Source organism: Desulfurobacterium crinifex (genome assembly GCF_054656775.1).
The window spans coordinates 1211463-1229964 of the sequence record NZ_BAAHXO010000004.1; the positions used below are offsets into that span (position 1 = coordinate 1211463).

Annotated in this window: 16 protein-coding genes; 6 read left to right on the plus strand and 10 right to left on the minus strand. The window is 39.6% G+C overall.

Translation table 11 applies throughout. The annotated features are described in order from the left end of the window. The first annotated feature begins 1 nt into the window (after window position 1). Entirely contained in the window at window positions 2-1948 is a 1947-nt protein-coding gene (gene pilQ / locus ACYQ3A_RS08285) for a type IV pilus secretin PilQ (RefSeq protein ID WP_459896814.1), read from the plus strand. A gap of 13 nt (window positions 1949-1961) precedes the next feature. Next, on the plus strand, window positions 1962-2822 hold the full coding sequence (gene truB, locus ACYQ3A_RS08290) for a tRNA pseudouridine(55) synthase TruB (RefSeq protein ID WP_459896815.1): 861 nt from the start codon (window positions 1962-1964) through the stop codon (window positions 2820-2822). Here the strand turns inward: truB and rgy are convergent. Continuing rightward, window positions 2788-6360, minus strand: a complete 3573-nt coding sequence (gene rgy / locus ACYQ3A_RS08295) for a reverse gyrase (RefSeq protein ID WP_459896816.1) — start codon at window positions 6358-6360, stop codon at window positions 2788-2790. The two genes, truB and rgy, sit on opposite strands and share 35 nt — an antisense overlap. A gap of 84 nt (window positions 6361-6444) precedes the next feature. Between rgy and ACYQ3A_RS08300 the strand changes: the two genes are divergently transcribed. Continuing rightward, window positions 6445-7578: an iron-containing alcohol dehydrogenase family protein gene (locus tag ACYQ3A_RS08300; protein ID WP_459896818.1), complete on the plus strand. Its 1134-nt coding sequence runs from the start codon at window positions 6445-6447 to the stop codon at window positions 7576-7578. A gap of 61 nt (window positions 7579-7639) precedes the next feature. Here ACYQ3A_RS08300 and ACYQ3A_RS08305 read toward each other — a convergent pair whose 3' ends face one another. Continuing rightward, window positions 7640-8155, minus strand: coding sequence for an Hsp20/alpha crystallin family protein (locus ACYQ3A_RS08305; protein WP_459896820.1), 516 nt, complete (start codon window positions 8153-8155; stop codon window positions 7640-7642). Window positions 8156-8331: 176 nt separating this feature from the next. On the opposite strand from ACYQ3A_RS08305, the gene kdsB reads away from it, so the two are divergent. The 3 genes from kdsB to murB are packed head-to-tail and all read left to right on the plus strand — an operon-like array spanning window position 8332 to window position 11496. Then, window positions 8332-9060, plus strand: a complete 729-nt coding sequence (kdsB, locus tag ACYQ3A_RS08310; protein ID WP_459896821.1) for a 3-deoxy-manno-octulosonate cytidylyltransferase — start codon at window positions 8332-8334, stop codon at window positions 9058-9060. After that, window positions 9060-10679, plus strand: a complete 1620-nt coding sequence (gene pyrG, locus ACYQ3A_RS08315; protein WP_459896823.1) for a CTP synthase — start codon at window positions 9060-9062, stop codon at window positions 10677-10679. The genes kdsB and pyrG overlap by 1 nt, the downstream gene beginning before the upstream one ends. Beyond that, window positions 10669-11496, plus strand: coding sequence for a UDP-N-acetylmuramate dehydrogenase (gene murB, locus ACYQ3A_RS08320; protein ID WP_459896825.1), 828 nt, complete (start codon window positions 10669-10671; stop codon window positions 11494-11496). Before pyrG ends, murB begins: the two co-directional genes overlap by 11 nt. Window positions 11497-11498: 2 nt before the next feature. Here the strand turns inward: murB and ACYQ3A_RS08325 are convergent, their stop codons facing one another. From ACYQ3A_RS08325 to ACYQ3A_RS08360, 8 genes are read right to left on the minus strand one after another with little or no spacing between them, the layout of a single operon-like run. Continuing rightward, window positions 11499-11957 (minus strand): deoxycytidylate deaminase, encoded by a 459-nt coding sequence (locus ACYQ3A_RS08325; RefSeq protein WP_459896827.1) that lies wholly within the window; start codon window positions 11955-11957, stop codon window positions 11499-11501. 2 nt (window positions 11958-11959) lie between these two features. Continuing rightward, entirely contained in the window at window positions 11960-12091 is a 132-nt protein-coding gene (locus ACYQ3A_RS08330; RefSeq protein ID WP_459896829.1) for a hypothetical protein, read from the minus strand. A gap of 10 nt (window positions 12092-12101) precedes the next feature. Then, window positions 12102-12251, minus strand: a complete 150-nt coding sequence (locus tag ACYQ3A_RS08335; protein WP_459896831.1) for a hypothetical protein — start codon at window positions 12249-12251, stop codon at window positions 12102-12104. A gap of 14 nt (window positions 12252-12265) precedes the next feature. Continuing rightward, on the minus strand, window positions 12266-14941 hold the full coding sequence (locus ACYQ3A_RS08340; protein WP_459896832.1) for a cytochrome c3 family protein: 2676 nt from the start codon (window positions 14939-14941) through the stop codon (window positions 12266-12268). After that, window positions 14941-15741, minus strand: a complete 801-nt coding sequence (locus ACYQ3A_RS08345; protein WP_459896834.1) for an NHL repeat-containing protein — start codon at window positions 15739-15741, stop codon at window positions 14941-14943. Before ACYQ3A_RS08345 ends, ACYQ3A_RS08340 begins: the two co-directional genes overlap by 1 nt. Window positions 15742-15753: 12 nt before the next feature. Further along, window positions 15754-16467 (minus strand): hypothetical protein, encoded by a 714-nt coding sequence (locus ACYQ3A_RS08350; RefSeq protein WP_459896835.1) that lies wholly within the window; start codon window positions 16465-16467, stop codon window positions 15754-15756. Beyond that, window positions 16467-17399, minus strand: coding sequence for a formate dehydrogenase subunit gamma (locus ACYQ3A_RS08355; protein ID WP_459896836.1), 933 nt, complete (start codon window positions 17397-17399; stop codon window positions 16467-16469). Before ACYQ3A_RS08355 ends, ACYQ3A_RS08350 begins: the two co-directional genes overlap by 1 nt. Further along, entirely contained in the window at window positions 17399-18493 is a 1095-nt protein-coding gene (locus ACYQ3A_RS08360; protein WP_459896837.1) for a hypothetical protein, read from the minus strand. The genes ACYQ3A_RS08355 and ACYQ3A_RS08360 overlap by 1 nt, the downstream gene beginning before the upstream one ends. Window positions 18494-18502: the final 9 nt, after the last annotated feature.

Sequence of the window (18502 nt, forward strand, 5' to 3'; positions counted from 1 at the left end):
AATGAGCAGGTGGCTCCTATCTATTTTGTTTTTTCTCCTTATAGGTTCTGGTAAAGCAGGAATTATTTCAGAGATAAATGCCATTTATGATGGAAATATTTTTGAGATCTCCTTTCGAGAAGATGGAGATTGCCAGCTTATACCTCTAAGCACAAAAGCAAAAGAAATTAAAATAGATTTAAAGGGATGCAAGGTAAAGAGTCCAATTTCCATCGGAGAAAGAGGTGATTTAATAAAAAGAGTAACCATGACTCCTGCGAATAATAGCTCACTCTTGACTATAGAGCTCAAGAAAGATGCAAAATTTAAGACATCTATTAAAAACAACTTTGTAAGTATAAAGGTTATACCTTCAGAACTCGTTAAACCAGAGATTAGAGTAGAAAAGTTTTCTGAGGGAGAACTTGTGAAAATAAATCTGGAGAAAAAACCGAAAAATGTAACTTATAGAAAAGTTTCTGATGGTTTTCTTATTACATTATCAGGTTTAAAACTTGAAAAGTTTTCTTTATCTCCTGAATCACAGCTTGTAAAGAAAGTAGAAACCTTAGATGTTCCTACAAGGAATGTAATAAAAGTAACATTAGCCAAATTTAATTCAGTAGAGATTACTAACCGTGATAAGGAGGTTATGATAAAAGTTTTTGAATTGCCTGAATCAAAAGAGACAAAGTCCGAAATCAACTCTAAGGATATAAAGAATATGACTGTATCCCTAAAGTTTGATAATGCTGATGTAAGAGCAGTAGTTAAAGCTATAACAAAGAGTGCCGGTGTCAATGTGGTTGTTGATCCTGAAGTAAAGGGAAGAGTAAATGTTGATTTTAGGAAACCTGTTCTTTGGAAAAGGGCTTTAAAGGCAGTTTTAGATCCCTTAGGATTTACCTATAAAGAAGAAAGGGGCTACCTACGCATTTTGCCAAAATCAAAGATTAAAGCTGAAGAACAATTGGAGCCTCTAAGGTTCTATGTGGTAAGGCTTAATTATGCCGATGCAGAGGAGGTAAAGAAAGAAATAGAGGAGTTGGTATTTAAGTATCATAAAGAAACTGCTAAGGAAACGGCAAGATCAGGAAATACAAAGACAGAAGAAAAAGGTAGAAGTATAGCCTATAAAGAAACTGTAACGGTAGATAAATCTAATAATGCTCTTCTTTTAAAGATTATACCCAGCCATTATAAAGAAATAATGAAAGTTATAAAAGAGATAGACAGACCTATAAAACAAGTAATGATTAAAGCAAAAATAGTTATAGTGGATTCTGAAATAAATAACGACTTAGGAATGTCATGGTTTATCAGAGGTTATAATAATATAGGTAGCGGAATAAATACATATATTACAGGAACATATGGATTTCTTCCATTTACTCCTAATTCCTCTGTGCCTACTGATGGAACTCTTGCTATTGGAATTCTCAATCCAACACAAACCCTTAAGTTAGAGCTTGCAATTAAAGCACTTGAGACAGAAAATAAAGGACAAGTAATTTCAAATCCTAAGGTTCTTGTATTTGACAATCAAGAAGCAGAAATTGAACAAGGCATAGAAATACCTTACAAAAAAACAACGACAACTCAAACATCAACAGAAGTTAGTTATGAGTTCAAAAAAGCCAGACTTCTTTTAAAAGTAAAACCTCATGTAACACATAATAATCATGTTATTATGGATATAGAAATTAAAAAAGAGGATCCTAAGTATACACTTTCTGAAGAAGGAGCTCCGCCGTCTATAAATACAAGAAATATGAAATCGAAAGTTAGAATAGCCAGTGGTAATACCATCGTTATTGGTGGCGTTTATGAGAAAAGGAAAGACTTTACTAAAAATGCAGTTCCTGTTTTGTCTGAGATTCCCTTACTTGGGTGGTTATTTAAATATGAGAAGACAAAGATCACGAATAACAAACTTCTAATCTTTATAACTCCTGAAATCATAGACTAAGGAGATATTGATAGTGCAAAGTTCTTTTTATGGTTATCTGGTGGTTGATAAGCCTTCTGGTATGTCCTCTCATGACGTTGTTTTAAGTATAAGAAAGATCATTGGAAGAAAAATAAAGGTAGGACACACTGGAACTCTTGATCCTCTTGCAACGGGGGTTTTAATTCTTGCTGTTGGTAAAGCGACAAGGCTTTCTGAATACCTTTTAAAGCAGGATAAGTGTTATGTCGTTAAAGGAAGGTTTGGTCTTTCAAGTGATACCTACGATTTGGATGGAAAAATAGAAGAAGTTTCATGCCCGGAAATAACTAAGGATGTTCTGTTGAGAGTCCTTGAAAGATTTAGGGGGGAAATAGAACAGATTCCTCCTCCCTTTTCTGCCATAAGGATAAAAGGAAAAAGAGCCTACGAGCTGGCAAGGAAGGGAGAAAAGGTAGAGTTGAAACCCCGGAGAGTAAAGATTTACTCTTTAAAGCTTCTGGATTTTACCTACCCAGACTTTGAGCTGGAAGTGTGTTGCTCATCTGGAACTTATATAAGGACGCTCATCCACGATATAGGAAAGGCCCTTGGCTGTGATGCTGTTGTTGTTGAGTTGAGAAGGACGAAAATCGGAAGGATTACTATTGATGAAGCTGTTCCTCTTTCAGAGGTGAACAAAGGTAACATAAGAAGCTTTTTGATTCCAGTTGATAAACTTTTAGATATGCCGGAAATTAAACTCTCACCAGAATCTAAAAAGAGATTTAAAAATGGAGCAAAAATAATAGTAGAGGCTCCAGATGGCCTCTACAAAGTCTATTCTGATGGAGAGTTCTTAGGAGTAGGTGTTGTTAGATCTAATCTTTTGAAACCCGAAAAGGTTTTATCTTAGCAACCTTCAAGATTGGTTTAAGGCTATCTATAATTTTCTGATAATCCTCTTCTCCACTTTCAACTTTATCCATTATAGCTTCAAGCTTTCTTGTGAACTCTTCGGAAGTGTACTCAGGAAAGTTTGTGGAAAGATAGTTATAGATTTCTACTCCAAGCTTTGTTGGATAGAGAAATCTTCCTTTTTCTACAACGTATCTTCTATCAAGAAGGGTCTGAACTATTTTTGCATAGGTTGAAGGTCTTCCAATTCCTCTTTTTCTCATCTCTTCGACAAGCTCTCCCTGAGTATATGGAAAGACTTTTGGAACTTTTCTCTTTGTGCAAGATGTAACTTCGAAGTAGTAGGTTTCCCCCTCATTTAATTCAACAGGAAGGGGTTCTAATTTAAGAGGTTGAATCAGATTCCATCCATCCTTGACTATTCTGGTTATTCTCTCTTCTCCTACCTCTTTTCCTTCAGGAAGGAGCTTCACAAGAAGCTCAAATTTTTCAACCTCAACAGGTATCATCTGGGACGCCATGAATCTCCTGAATATCAGATCATAGACCCTGAAGTGGTTCTTTGTCATTCTTGAAGTCGAACCTGAGACCATTACAAGAGTTCTTAAGCCGTCAGCGTCTAAGGGTCTTGTAGGCCTTATGCATTCGTGGGCTCCCCCCTCTTCCCATGGTCTTAGCTTAACAAACTCTGCTCCAAACTTCTCAGATATGTACTCCTTGGCAACTCCCATGCCGGTAGTGGAAACCCTTGTTGAGTCGGTCCTGTGGTAGGTTATGAAGCCGCTTTCGAAAAGATCCTGTGCAACGTTCATTATCTCGTCTGCTGAAAGTCCAAGGACGTTGGAAGCTTCTCTTAGAAGTTCTCCAGTATTGAAAGGTGGAAGTGGTTTTTTTTCAACGATGGATTTTCCTTTAACTTTGATTTTTATTTTATCTGCAACTACTCTTTTGAACTCTTTTAAGTCCTCAAATTCGAATTTGAATTCACCAGCTGCGGTTTCAACTGTAATTATTCCCTTTTTTTCTTTGCTTTCCTCGTATCTCTCTATAACCCAACCGAGGACTGGCGTCTGAACCCTTCCAGCTGAGAGCCAGTGTTTTTTAAACACTCTCCACAGATGCTGGCTAAGTGCGAATCCTACCCATCTATCGGCAACTCTTCTTACTATCTGGGCTTTTACAAGATTCTCATCTATCTCTCTTGGATTCTCAAGAGCTTCCATAAATGCCCACTTTGTAACTTCGTGAAACTCCATTCGTTTCATTTTTCTCTGGTAAGGCTTTACCACTGTTCCCACATCCCAGCCTATTTTTTCTCCTTCGGTATCCGGGTCGCTTGCTATATAGACTTCGTCTATCTCAAGTCCAAGTTCTCTTAAGGCTTTAACTATCGTTATCTTGTCAATGTCAGGTTTTCCCTCACACTTTGAACAGAAGGGTTCTGTTGTCTGTTCATTACACTTTGTACAGTACTTTATAGTGTCGTAAACTGGAATGTAATGGTAATCTTCTTCTTTAACTCCCCAGATTCCATCTCTAACTGTAAGATCAAAGACGTGACCCTTTGAAGCTGTTAAGAGGAGCAGTTTGTTTCCAATGTTTATCTCGTAGGCGTCAACGTCTAAAATTTTCCTTCTGACAGGTTTACCAAAGAAGTTAGCTATTGTTCTTGCTTTGTTTGGTGATTCAACAATGACAAGAGCGGTGGTTACAAGGTTCTTTGTTTCGGTTTTTACTCTACCTTCAAGGATTTCTTTTACCCTTTCTCTATCCTTATCAACCACCTTAAAGATTTCTTCAAGGTTATTCTCATTTATTAGCTCAAGACCGAACCTCTCTGCGAGCTCTTTACCTTTATCGTAATCGAGAACTTTAAAGTTGATATCCTCAAGGAATATAGAAAGCCGTTTCTTGAGAGAGTTGAGGGCTTTCAAGTCATCAACAAACATAAGGCTTATACCTTTTGTAAGCCCACCTGCGAACATCCTTGAGGTTCTTCCGGAAGCCTGGACGTAGCCTGCAGCATCTCCGATAACGATGTAGAGATCTCCATCCTTTTCTTTTAAAGAAATCTCCTCAGACTTTTTAATCTTCTCCAAGAACTCTGGGTTGTTCAGATAACCTTCAAGGAAACTCTTAATCTCTACAAGTTTCTCCTTTATCCTGGGATACCTGTCAAGGAGTTCCTCCCTCAGTCCTAAGTACTTCTTCAAATAGCTGAGATAAGACATTACCTTGGTTTTATCCTCTATCAGTTCTCTCAGGACAAGGAGCATTCCAAAAAGTTTTATGGGAGCCAAGGAAAGCTTTACGCTAAATTCCATTTTTGGAACGCCAAGGAAGATAGCGTACCTAACTGCCTGAGGAAGGTCTATTCCTCTTGCAAGAGGGTTTCTGTAGCTTGCTATTCCGACTGTTGCTTGAATTTCTCCGTTAACGAACTTCTCCTGATTTTCTGGAGTAAACTCTTCGTAGGAAATGGCAGAAATACCTTCTTTTTTTAAGAAATCAACAACTGTGTTGACGTAATCTTTTCCTGAATCTTCTGAGATAAAGATAAAAACTCCCTTTCCATATCTCTTTATAAACTTTACAGCTTCTTTCAGGTAATCCTTATCTGTATATATCAGGACATCTTCAACGTTTCGAAGTGCCGTTGCAGATTTTCCAACCTCAAAGCCGAGGAGCTCTCTGAAGAGCTTTATTCTTCTTGATTTCGGCTGAGAAGTTGCAGAAGAAACAACAAGGACATTGTCTATTTCGTTTCTTCTTTTTTCAAGAAACCTTTCGAGCTTTTTTATTCTTTCAAAGAGGTTTTTATCAGCCTTTTCTCCAAGCTTTGCAACTGAGGCCTTAAGCTCTAAAAGTTTCATAGCAGCATTTATATCCTTTTCTGTAAAGCCGAGAAGCTGGATAATCTTATCGACGTTTTTCGCACTTTTCAGGAGGGAATCCACATCATCAACGAAGACGAAATTAAAAGGCTTAGGGATTATCTCAAAGTTCCTGTAGAGAAAGTTGGTTGTTGTAACCAGAACCTCAAAGTTCCCAGATTGTATTGCTTCCTTTTCTGACTTTTTTCCTGTATAGGCAACTATTTTTTTGTCAGTTAATTTTGAAAGCCTTTCAACTGTCTGAAGAACGAGTAACTTTGTCGGAACTAGTATGTAAACTTTTCCCTTCACATAGGCAGAAGTAACCAGTCCCCATGTTGTTTTTCCAACACCAGTTGGTGCAATCATCGTAAAGGACTTCTTGAGGGCAACCCTTTTTGCCCACATAACCTGGAGAGTCCAGGGAGTAAAGCCGGTCTTTTCCTTGAAGAACTTTACGTAGTCCTCTGTAAACTCGTCTAACCAACAGATTTCTTTAAATTGTTTTAGTCTATTTTCAAGAGCATTACATATTTCCCTTCTATTGCTGTATTCTATTTCCTCTGATAAACATTTTTCACATGGCAGTCCTACCTTAAGCCTTTCATCGGAAATTATTCCACCACAGTTGGGACACATTCTGTGGAATTCAGCTATCTTCATACTTCCCTCCCTGAGTTCCTATTTGGTAAGTATAACCCAACCGTTAAGCTATAATAGAACCAATACCTAAGCGAGGGTGTGGAAATGAGAGTTATGAGACACTATATGCCTACAAAAGTTGTATTTGGGAGGAAAACTATCTACAGACTAAAAGATGAAGTGGAGCAGCTGTCTCTTAACCTAGAGAGAACGGCAATTATTTGTGGAAAATCTGCCGTATCAAATGGATATGTGGAAATTGTAAAAAAGCAGCTTTCTGGAAAGGTAAAATTTTTTGATTCTGTTGAACCAGATCCAACAGTGGAGAATGCCCTGAAAGTTCTTGAGAATGTGAAAGAATTTTCTCCAACCTTAATCGTGGCTATAGGTGGAGGAAGCCCTCTTGATGTAGCAAAGGTTGTTTCAGTGATGCTTACGAATGAGGGTGAACTGGCTGAGTTCATAGGAGTTCCAGAAGCTTTCAAGAGGTGCGGAATTCCTCTTGTGGCAATTCCAACAACTTCTGGTTCTGGCTCAGAAGTCACACCTTATGCCGTTTTAACAGATAAAAAAAGGTTTAAAAAGGCACCTCTCATCTCCAGATATCTCTTTCCAGTTCTTGCTATTGACGATCCAGAACTAACAGTTACCATGTCCCCAATAGTTACAGCTAACACCGGTGTTGATGCCTTGACACATGCAGTTGAATCATTTGTTTCAAAAAGAGCAACAGAGATTTCCAGACTTTATTCATTGAAAGCCATTGAGGTCATAGCTAAATATCTTCCTCGTGCTTACGGGAATTCAAAGGACATTGAAGCAAGGGAAGAGATGATGCTTGCAAGCCTTTTGGGAGGAATGGCAATAACAGATGCTGGAGCTGGACTCGTTCACACAATGGCACACGTTTTAGGAGTTCTTTATAGGATTCCTCATGGTCTTGCAAACGGCATGTTTCTTGTTCCTGTGCTTGAGTTTTACGGACTTTCAGCAGAAAGAGAGATAAAAGAAATAGGGAAAGCTATGAACTTTGAGGGAGAAATAGATGAGATTCTGAAGAAGCTTCGCTCGTTCCTTTCATTTCTGGGAGTTCCAGAATCCCTTAAAGAAGTAGGAATGGCAGAGTCGGACATTCCAGACTTTGTAAACCTTGTAATGGAAAAGAGATTTTTGATGGGTAACCTACCGAGAATCCCGTCTGAAAGGGACATTAGAGAGATTTTAAGGAAGAATCTTTAATAAAGAGTAAAAGGTGAGAGGTGAGGAGTGAAAGCACTCCTCACTATTCACTTACTAAAAATTACTTTTCCTCTTCGTTTTTCTTATCTTTCTCTTCCTTCTCAGGCTCTTTGACGATAATCTTAACCTCTTTTCTCGCAGAGTCTGCTTTTGGAAGCCTGATTTCAAGAATTCCCTTATCGTAAATAGCTTCGATTCCTTCTTCTTTTACCTCTACAGGTAGAGGAATTACTCTCTGGAACTCGCCGTAGAAGCTTTCGCTGAAGAATACATTTTCTTTTTCTTCCTTGTTTTCTTGCTTCTTAACACCCTTGATAATAAGGTAGTTACCTCTTACCTTTACGTCGATACTGTCCTTGTCAAGTCCAGGCATTTCAGCTCTTACAACAACTTCGTCTGGGGTTTCATACATTTCAATTCTTGGCTCAAAGCCAGCTTCAAATCCAGGAAATTCCCTTCCGAAACCACCAAAACCTCTCATCATTTCAGCCATTAACCTTTCCATTTCCTGGAATTGTCTGAAGATATCCTCGAACGGGTCGTATCCTCCTCTTCTTCCAAAGAATCCTCCAAACATCTCTCCCTCCTTAAAATGATTTTTTAATTTAGCTTAATTACAATTTTAAATTTATACTGGCAGATATGATTTGCAAGGAAATGAAAATGTTTAGTATGTCGTATTGTCGTATAATTTCTTTGTACTTTCTGTGTTTTGGACATTTCTGCTTAAACAGAACACTCTCTGGAGGAAGAGTGGAAGACTTTCTTATTGCCATTCCTGCCAGGATCAGCTCCTCGAGACTTCCAGAAAAACCTTTAAGGATTCTCTGTGGTAAACCATTAATCGGCTGGGTTGTTGAGTCTTGCCTGAAAATAACAAAAAACGTTCTCGTTGCAACAGATGATGAAAGAGTTAAAAAAGCAGCAGAAAAGTTTGGAGCAAAAGCAGTAATAACATCTCCAGAACATCCCAGTGGCACAGATAGAATATTTGAAGCTGTAAGAGATTTAGAGTTTAAATACGTTGTGAACGTTCAGGGAGATGAACCTTTTGTGAAACCTATTCATGTTTTACCTGTTGTAAAAGCCCTTAGAAACGGTGAAGAATATGCAACTATAGCAGTAAAATTCGAAAACGAAGAAGAGGTAAAGAATCCAAACAATGTAAAAGTCGTGGTGGATAAAAACTCCCATGGGATTTACTTTTCAAGGGGTGTAATTCCCTATCCTCGTGATGGTAGAATTGAACCTGGGAATTACCTAAAACACATAGGGATATATGGATACACAAAGGAGTCTTTACGGAGATTTGTTTCCTGGAAAGAAGGTTTTTTAGAAGGGATAGAGAAATTAGAACAGCTCAGAATTGTTGAAAACGGTTACAAAATTCATGTTTCTATAGTGTCAGAAAGTACTTTTGGAGTTGATACGGAAGAAGATTTAAGGAAAGCTGCTGAAAAAATAGAGAGAGGAGAGGTCTAATGGCTTCAAAGTTGATCTTCGTGACTGGAGGAGTTCTCTCTTCTATAGGAAAAGGGATTACCGCTTCTTCAATTGGAACACTTTTAGAGAGTAGAGGATTCAAGGTAACCATTCAGAAGCTTGATCCTTACCTCAACGTTGATGCTGGAACTATGAACCCATACCAGCACGGGGAGGTTTACGTTACGGATGACGGCGCTGAAACTGACCTTGACCTTGGTCATTATGAGAGATTTACAAAAGCAACTATGAAGAGAATTAACAACATTACTTCAGGTCAAATCTATCAAGAGATAATTCAGAAGGAGAGAAGAGGAGAGTTCTTAGGAGGAACTGTACAGGTAATTCCTCACGTAACAAACCTGATAAAAGAGAAAATAAAGCAGTTGATGTCAACAGATGTGGATGTAGTTATTGTTGAGGTCGGAGGAACTGTTGGTGATATAGAAGGACTACCATTCCTTGAGGCGATAAGGCAGCTTGGAACAGAAGTCGGTAGGAGCAATGCAATTTATATTCATGTTACCTACGTTCCATACGTCAAAGCTGCTGGAGAGCTAAAGACAAAACCAACACAGCACTCTGTTAAGGAGCTCCGCGCTATAGGTATTCAGCCAGACATAATTGTCTGTAGGGCTGAACGTTCAATTCCTCAGAGTGTCAAAAGAAAAATCGCACTTTTTGCAAATCTGAAGGAACACGAAATTATAACTGCCAAAGATCTCTCTACCATTTATGAAGTTCCTCTTATGCTTCAAAAAGAGAAGATCGATGAATTAATAGTGGAAAAACTGCAACTTCCAGCATCTCAGGAAGCCAAACTTGATGACTGGAAAGAGATTGTTAACCGGATAAAGAAACCATCAAGAGGCACTGTAAAGATTGCAATCGTTGGAAAGTACATAGAGCTTCCCGATGCCTACAAGAGCATAATAGAATCTTTTGTCCACGCTGGTGCTGCAAACGATGTTAAGGTCGAAATTAAATGGGTAAGCGCCGAAGAGCTGGATGAAAGAGAGCCAGAAGAATTTCTTTCGGACGTTTGCGGTATTCTTGTTCCCGGTGGATTTGGAGAGAGAGGCGTTGAAGGAAAAATAAAGGCCGTAAAGTTTGCGAGGGAGAACAAAATTCCATTTTTTGGAATATGTCTCGGAATGCAGTGTGCCGTCATAGAGTTTGCAAGGAACGTTGCAGGTCTTGAAGGAGCCCACAGTGCAGAGTTCAGTTCAACAACACCGTACCCTGTAATAGACCTCATGGAAGAGCAGAGAGGAGTGGAAGAAAAAGGCGGGACAATGAGGCTTGGAGCCTATCCTTGTGTTCTGAAAGAGGGAACTTTCAGTTTTAATGCCTATGGAAAGAAAGAAATATCCGAAAGACACAGACACAGATATGAGTTTAACAACCAATTCAGAGAAACTCTTGAAAAGGCAGGTCTTGTGATTGCCGGAACGTCTCCAGATGGAAAACTGGTTGAAGTTGTTGAGATAAAAGGTCATCCATGGTTTGTTGCAGTCCAGTTTCACCCTGAGTTTAAGTCAAGACCAAGAAGCCCACATCCACTCTTTGTCAACTTTGTAAAGGCTGCAAAGGAGTTAGAGGAACAGTTTGGATGTTAAGAAACTTCCTGCACAGGCTATAACAACCATCGGGATAGGCTCGGTCTATCCCGTCTATTTCCCTGAAAATATTGAAGAGCTTAAATCAATCTTGAAAAGTGAAAAAGTTTACATCCTTGGCGGTGGATCAAATACAGTTCTTCCAGACAGAATAGAGAGCAAACTTGTAAGCCTCAAAAAGTTCAAAAAGGTTGAGATTAAGAAAAATTCAATAGTTTTTGGAGCAGGTCTATCTCTTCCTGAAATCCTAAATCTTCAAATCAAAGAAAAGTTCTCTCTCTTTGAATTTCTGGCAGGAATTCCGAAAGCAAGTGTTGGCGGACTTGTAGCCCAAAATGCAGGAGCTTTTGGAAAGGAAATAAAAGACTTTTTAGTAGAAATTATCTTTCTTGATATAAACACACTGGAAGTTGTAACCTTGAAGGAATTTACAGAATTCTCCTATAGGAAGTCTCCATTTCCAGAAAAAGGAATTGTCCTGCAGGCAGAATTCAGAATTAAGAGAGATAGAAACGTAAAGAAACAGATAGAGCACTACGTAACTCTCCGACTTTCAAAACAACCTCCTTTTTACTTAAGAACGGCAGGTTCAACTTTTAAAAATCCTCATGAGGGTTCTGCTGGAAGACTTTTAGACCTTGCCGGATTAAAAGGATTCAGAATTGGTGGAGTGAAGTTCTCTGAAATTCACGCAAACTTCTGTGTGAATGAGGGAGGGAGCTTTGAAGAGTTTAAAGAACTCATCTCTACTGCAAAAAAGGAAGTCAAAAAGAAATTTAACGTTGAACTTGAACTGGAAGTGAAGATTCCAGATTAATTCTATTCCTTCTTAAACTGCACCATTGGCAATATTGGCAATCCGGCTTCTTTTGCTATCTCCTTTGCCAGCCAGTCTGGATAACCTTCTTTGTAAATAACTTTGGTTATTCCAGCGTTTATGAGCATCTTTGTACAGAGTGAACAGGGACAGTGGGTGCAGTAGAGAATGGCACCTTTTGTTGAAACTCCGTGAAGGGCCGCCTGTATTATTGCATTTTGCTCGGCGTGGAGACCTCTACAGAGTTCATGTCTCTCTCCACTTGGAACTCCGAGCTTTTCCCTGAGACAGCCAACCTCGTCAGGGTGTTTTAACCCAGACGGGGGACCGTTGTAACCGGTTGAGATTATCCTTTTATCCTTTACGAGAACAGCACCAACTTTTCTTCTAAGACATGTGGAACGGGTAGAAACCATTTCAGCTATGGACATGAAGTACTCATCCCATGAGGGTCTGGACATTCTTAGTGACCACCCCCAATAAGATGATGATAAGCTGTCATTAGCAGTGTTAGGAACATGAAGATGTAAAGAATCAACTCAACGGCAGCAATCCACTTTCTGAAGAAGAATATGTTTTTCAAAGCCCTTCCCATTGTTTCCCCCTTAGAACCACATGAATATAGACTGTGAATACCAGTGAACAAACTTAACAAACCAGACACCAAGTATAGGTAGAAGTAAAACAGATAGTGAAGCTATCAAGACTATCCAGGCCTCTTTCTCTATATCTCTGGAACTAACTTCTCTTGCCATATCTCAAACCTCCATTACTTGTAAGATGGTTTTTCCTGATGGGCTCTCTTATCATGGAAGAATTTATATCTGTAGAGCGCATCAAGACCATGACAATCCACACAGATACTTCCTTTGAGGTTTCTGTTTCTCAGGAAACTATTGATAACAGTTCCTTCAAGTGGTTTTCCAGGAACTTTGTCTGTCCATCTGCTCCAGACGTGTGGATCGTGGCAGGTTTCACAGACAATCTCACCACCAGAGTGAACCTTCTTGCCGTCTTTTGTAAAGACAGGCCAATCACCTTTTCTTCCAGGTCTATCAAAGTTCTTGACAACAACATCTTCTGATGGATGGAAGTAGTACTTAATAACTTTCTCTTTTCCAATTCCACTTTCGGAGTGACAGGTGAGACAGTAGTTAGAAAGTCTATTATCTGTAACATGCTTCACATCTATTGCCCAGAGAAGATCATCCTTTGCTCTATGTGGAACGTGGCATGCGGAGCAGACTCCGTCTTTGAGGACATCCTTACCGAGAGCGTTCTTGAAGTTCTTCTTGACCACTCTCATATCGTGGTCTGTACCTATAACTTTCGCCTGAGCCGTATGGCAGGCTGTACAGAGAGCACTGTCTCCTTCAAGTGTGTATCTGATGAGTCTCTTTCTATCCGCACCGTTGTGTGGATCGTGACAGGTAGCACAGTCCATCAACCCCTTCTCGCCTTTCTTGGCTGGATGGCCTGTCATCTGATTGATCAGAGGTAATCTCGAATTTGCAATCATCTTAAGATCTTCAGGTGAAGTTGTCTTCTCACCCATTGGATGAGTATGCTCTCCAACTCCTTTTTCCTCAGCTATGCCACCCTTGGCGTGACAGGAGTTACACATCTTTTCGTTGATCGTCTTACCCTTACCAGGTTTCTTGCTCCAGAGAACTTTGTACTCTGGGTTGTGAGGAGTATGGCAGGCAGAGCATGATCCTTTCTTAAAGAGCTCTTTTCTCTCTTTATCTGAAAGCTTGATGTCTTTATCAGCAAGAAGATTGTGAGGAGTTCCTTTGAGGCTTTGGTCAATGTGGCATGTAAGACAAAGCTCAGAATTTCCTTTAACAGGTATTCTGAGAAGTTCCTTTTTGTGAGTGTGAGGATCGTGACATGTAGCACAGGAAACTCTATTTCCAGGAAGTTTATCTGTTGGATTCTTAACACCCACAGGGTGCTCATTAAAGACAGATTGTTTGATCTTATGTTCTGCCATTCCCTCTGGATCATGACATGCAAGACAGAAGCCATCAACTGGTGGTTCCATTGGAGATATCTCGCCATACACAACTCTTGAGAGATAACCACCTTTTGCGTTGTGAATGTTGTGACAAGCTGCACAATCTCCAACTTTCCACTTCTTTTCATCTACTTTGCCGTGAGGACCTTTCCTAACATCAGCCTGCTCTTTATGACAGTCGTAACAGAGCTCCATTTTTTCTTTTCTGAGGAATTTACCTTCTTTTCTGTTACTATAAGCGTGGTGTGGATCATGACAGGTTGTACAGCTAAGAGTACTTCCTGGTAGAGGAAGTTTTACCTTTTCCTTGACTTTCTTGCCTGTTGGATGGGTGAGAGTTCCAACCGTTTCTACTTCCTTACCAGCTATAACATTTCCTGTATAGTGACAAGAAAGGCAGAGAATGTCATCTTTTCCTTTAGCGTTTATGAGAGATGCATAGTCGAATGCGTTTTCAGGAATTGATCTGTTCCAGAGCTTTCTGCCCTTTGCTTTGTGAGGTGTGTGACAGCTTTTACAGGATTTTCCATTAATATTGTGATCCGTTAGGTTGACTTTTGCTTCCTGAATGTGACAGAGAGAACAGAGCTTTTCTTCCTTAGCAACAACAAGATGTTTGTTCTCTTCCTTGTGAACTTTATGACAGGTCATACATTCAACGGAGGATGTAATAGCCTTTTTCTCCTCAAAGAAGGTAAGTTTAGCATCTTCTGGAAACTTCTTGTGAATTGGGTGGTTCCTGAAGTTTGGATGCTCTTTTGAATTAACGTTATCTATATGACAGACTACACAGAGTTGAGACCTACTTACCGATTCAATCAAAGCTTTTTCAGCTTTTCCTTTGTGGGGAGAGTGGCAGGATTCACACTGAACTTCTTTGTTTTCAGTAACTCTTCCGCCAAGTTTTTCTATTTTCAAAGCAAATTCAACTTTTAATTTGTCCTCAGTATCTTCTAATATAGGATGGTTCATTCCATGTTTTGAGTTTTCCTTATGACATTCAATACAGAGGGCAGAATTGACGTTTGGTTTTCTCATAAAGGTATAGTCAAGTTTTTTCTCACTTCCGGTTTCTGTGTGAGGGGTATGACAGGTACCACAGTAGAGCTTTCCATCCTTTGTTGGAAAACCTTTTGGCATTTTAAAGTCTTCCGGAACTTCTCTATCTACAGGATGAGAAAAGTGTTTAAACCCGAGAAATGTTTCTCTATCGTCTGCAAGAGAACCATCGTGACAGGAAAGACACATTAATCTATTGGCAGCACCAAAGGATTCTCTGTTAAGGAGTAATGGTGATTTAACCTTAGCTTCTAAGAGCCAGTTTTCGTGACACACAAGACACTCTTTCTTCATACTCTTCTTTAGCTTTGCTTCAGAAACCGAAGGTATGATAAGAATGGTCAACAAAACAGCTAAGGTTTTCCTCATTATTTAACCCCTTGGATTCTAAATGTAGAAACTCTGTTCTTAAGAGGCTCCAGAACAAAAACTTCATTGCCATAACAGGCCACTGCTGTTGGATAGTAAAGTCCTTTAGTAACAACACTCTTAAAACCACCGTGAACATTAAAAAGCTGAACAGCACCTGTTATACCATCAGTAACAACTAAATCACCGTTACAGTAAGCTACTCCTTTCGGTCTGAACAAATCCCCTTCTTCTATTCCAAAGACTCCAAAGGCCCTAACAAACTTGCCGTTTTCTTCAAATTCCTGGATTCTTGCATTGACAGTATCAACGACGTAAATGAGTTTCTTTGACCTATCCATCATGAATGGCCCCACAAAATAACCAGGGGCTGTTCCTTTTCCACCTATCTTTTCGAGAAGTTTTCCATCTACTGAGTAAACATCTACTGTATTGGTTTTTCCATTTGTAACAAAAAGCTTGTCTCCAACCTTTACTACGTCTAATGGTCTGCCTTCAATCTGGAGTTTCTTCTCAGGGTTCCCAAACTCATCCAAAACGTAGATTACACCTTTTTGACTTGTTACATAGAGGAGGCCATCTTCAACGTAAATGCCAAAAGGTGAGTCAATCTTTATATCTGAGATGTGTCTGCCGTACAGGTCATAGATGGCTATTCGATTATTTAGACCGTCAACAACATAAAGTTTTCCATTATCAACAGCAATATCTGAAGGAAACTTCCAGTTTCCTTTAATCTCCCCGGCAAATGATGAAACTACTGACAAAAACAACACAAGAAAAATCATTAAAGATCTCATTCCTCTCTACCCCTACCAGATAAATTTAGGGAAATGAATAGTTTCATACTCTTTCAGACCTTTCACAACTTCGTTCTCTTCAAGGTCTTTCACTCTTTCCGGACTAAAGCCAAGAGCTTCAAAATCCATTTTTCCGTCTTTCGTGTGGCAATCATCACACTTCAGCGCTTCTTTTGACAAAGCATTATGCATACTGGCAACAGCTTTATCATTCTTCTGAAGATTCTCATTACCTTTCAAAGGAAGTTCAACAGGAGCTCCGTTATAGACTGGCACAATTTTCGCTGGATTGTCTTCTCCAGAAAGAAAAACTCTGTCACCAGACTGAATGTACTTCAAACCGTAGAAATCACCATCTTCCAATAGGACAACTTTTCCATCTTTAATTTCTGCCCATTTGTAAGTAACACCTTCTTTTACAAAGTGACAAACGTTACAGCTCATAAACGTTCCATGGGCATTATAGAAAGGGGCATACTTTTCGTCTTTTTTGTGAGCAGCAAATGTATGACAGGTAGAGCAGACATCATTCATTTGATATTCATAGCTGTTTGGAGAGTGGAAAGGCTTTGGATATTCTTCTGCAGATGGCATTTCAGGTTTCTCAAACTCTTTAAGCTTTTCAGCCCACTTTCCAGCATCAGTATCTGGAGCAGAAAGGAGAGGATTCTCAGCTGCAATTGCAACTGTCGATATAAGTAAAGCCGCTATCAGATATCTCTTCATTATGCACTCCTCCCTTCAACTTCCTTCTCAAGGAGATGGTGAGCATACTCATGCATTTTTTCTATCATCTCCTCTTCAGGCAGTTTCTCTACTTCAAGAACAAACTCATAACGTTCTCTGAGGAACGGATACTTTTCGAGAAGATGAGGTTCATTCTCAGCAACAGCCTTAATTATTCTCCTGTAACTTCTTGGTCTTTCTTCTATCCATTCAACCTCGGACGCAGTTCCAGAGAGCCAGATCCAGTCCATTGGAAACTTGTTTGGTCCGTAGTGAACCATATACATGTGAACTAAAGCAATCCAACCAAGGGCAAGGACAGCTTCATCGGAGTGCATGAGGTATGCAATCTGGATTGTTTCCGGAGGTAATCCCAAGTAACCTGTAAACACCTCAGGAAGCCAGAGCATCCATCCAGTAATACCGATGGCAAGCATACCCCAACCGACCGCCCAGAAGTCAAACTTATCAACCCAGATGTACTCATCCCAGTCTGGTGGAACCTTCCTAAATCCGAGGAGGTACTTTATGTAATGAACAAAGGTAACATCGGTTGGTCCTGGAACGATTTTGAATGAACCGAAGAAGTCTTTCTTTGCCAGATCCCAGTTAGCGATGAGTATCAATATCAGATAGAGAACAGTGAGGAGGAAGTCAGAGAACATTATGAAACCGGAAATCCTATGGATTGTCATCTCTCCCGGGATTCCACCGAGGAGAGAGATAAGAGGCTGAGCCCACTCTGTATCGTAGAACTTCAGTGGGTAACCAGTTATTATCTGCCAGATAAAGGTTGAGAAAATTCCTACGTGGAGAAGTCTCTGAAACAAAGTAAACTTCTGTATCATTATCTTCTCACCATCAACGATGAGAAGTTTATCCTGTTCTGGTCTAACTCTGAATCTTCTCTTGAAAGCTTCCCACAAGCCCATTAGTGTTTCCTCCTCAGGTTTTTAAGAAGGTCAAGACCAACGATTGTTACCGCAAAGAGAAGTGTTCCAGTTGTAAGCCAGAACATGAATTCTTCTATGATTTTCACTATTTTCTGGCCGAGAGAATCTGGAATCGGATGCATGTGAACCCACTTTGTTGTTGCAAAGTTTTTCATGTTCTTAGCTGGAGCAAGTGGGTGACACTCTGTAGATCTTCCACAGGTAAGTTCAATGTTCTTAACGTTTATAGAAGATCTCGGATCACTCTTATGAAAGATGTCATGGAAGTTTCCATCTTTATTGGTATGACAATCAAGACAGTCTGCAGCCCTTGTATCATTTCTATCGAGGTAAAGCATCTTTGAGTGCATTGTTACCTTGAAAGACTCAACAGCAGTTAAAACGTGTTCTTTCTCGTACTTGTCGTGAATTCCTTCTATTTCTAAAGCTTTTTCCATTTTCTTTTCATTTTCGTGACAGCTTGCACAGAGTTCAACAATTTCCCATCCGTCCCTTCTTGTTTTAGTAAACTGGTGAACAAAGCCGTTTTTTATTAAAGGAATATCCTGTCTGCTTGCAACGTGGGCAAGTCTGTCAGATATCCAGTTTTTGTTTTGGTGACAGACTGAACATCTGCTAAAACTACCTTCAATAGTCTCAAATTTCTTCACATCAATGAGAAGATCGTTTGAGTGACAGTAACTACAGTAAGGGTAGATATCAGGAGCTTTCTCATAGTTTTTACCATGGACGCTTTCCTTCCAGGTCTTGAAAACGTCCTCGTGAGAAAATGCTTTCTTTGTTGAAGGATCAACAACATGACACTTGTTGGCACAGTTTGCAGCAACATTTTCAGCCTTGTGAGGATACTGCTCTATCTTATCGTGACACTCTGTACACCCAATGTTTCTGTGGATTGAATGGGCATACAGAGCTTCTTTAATACTGCAATCTTTTATCTTATTATCTTTATCCACAACGGAGAGACCTTTTAGTCTATGACAGACAAGACATCCATCATCACTCATCCCCGTTGCTAAAGCAGTTCCTGAAATTGCTAAAGCTCCTGCTATTCCTAATATGAAAGCTCTCACTCTCTACCC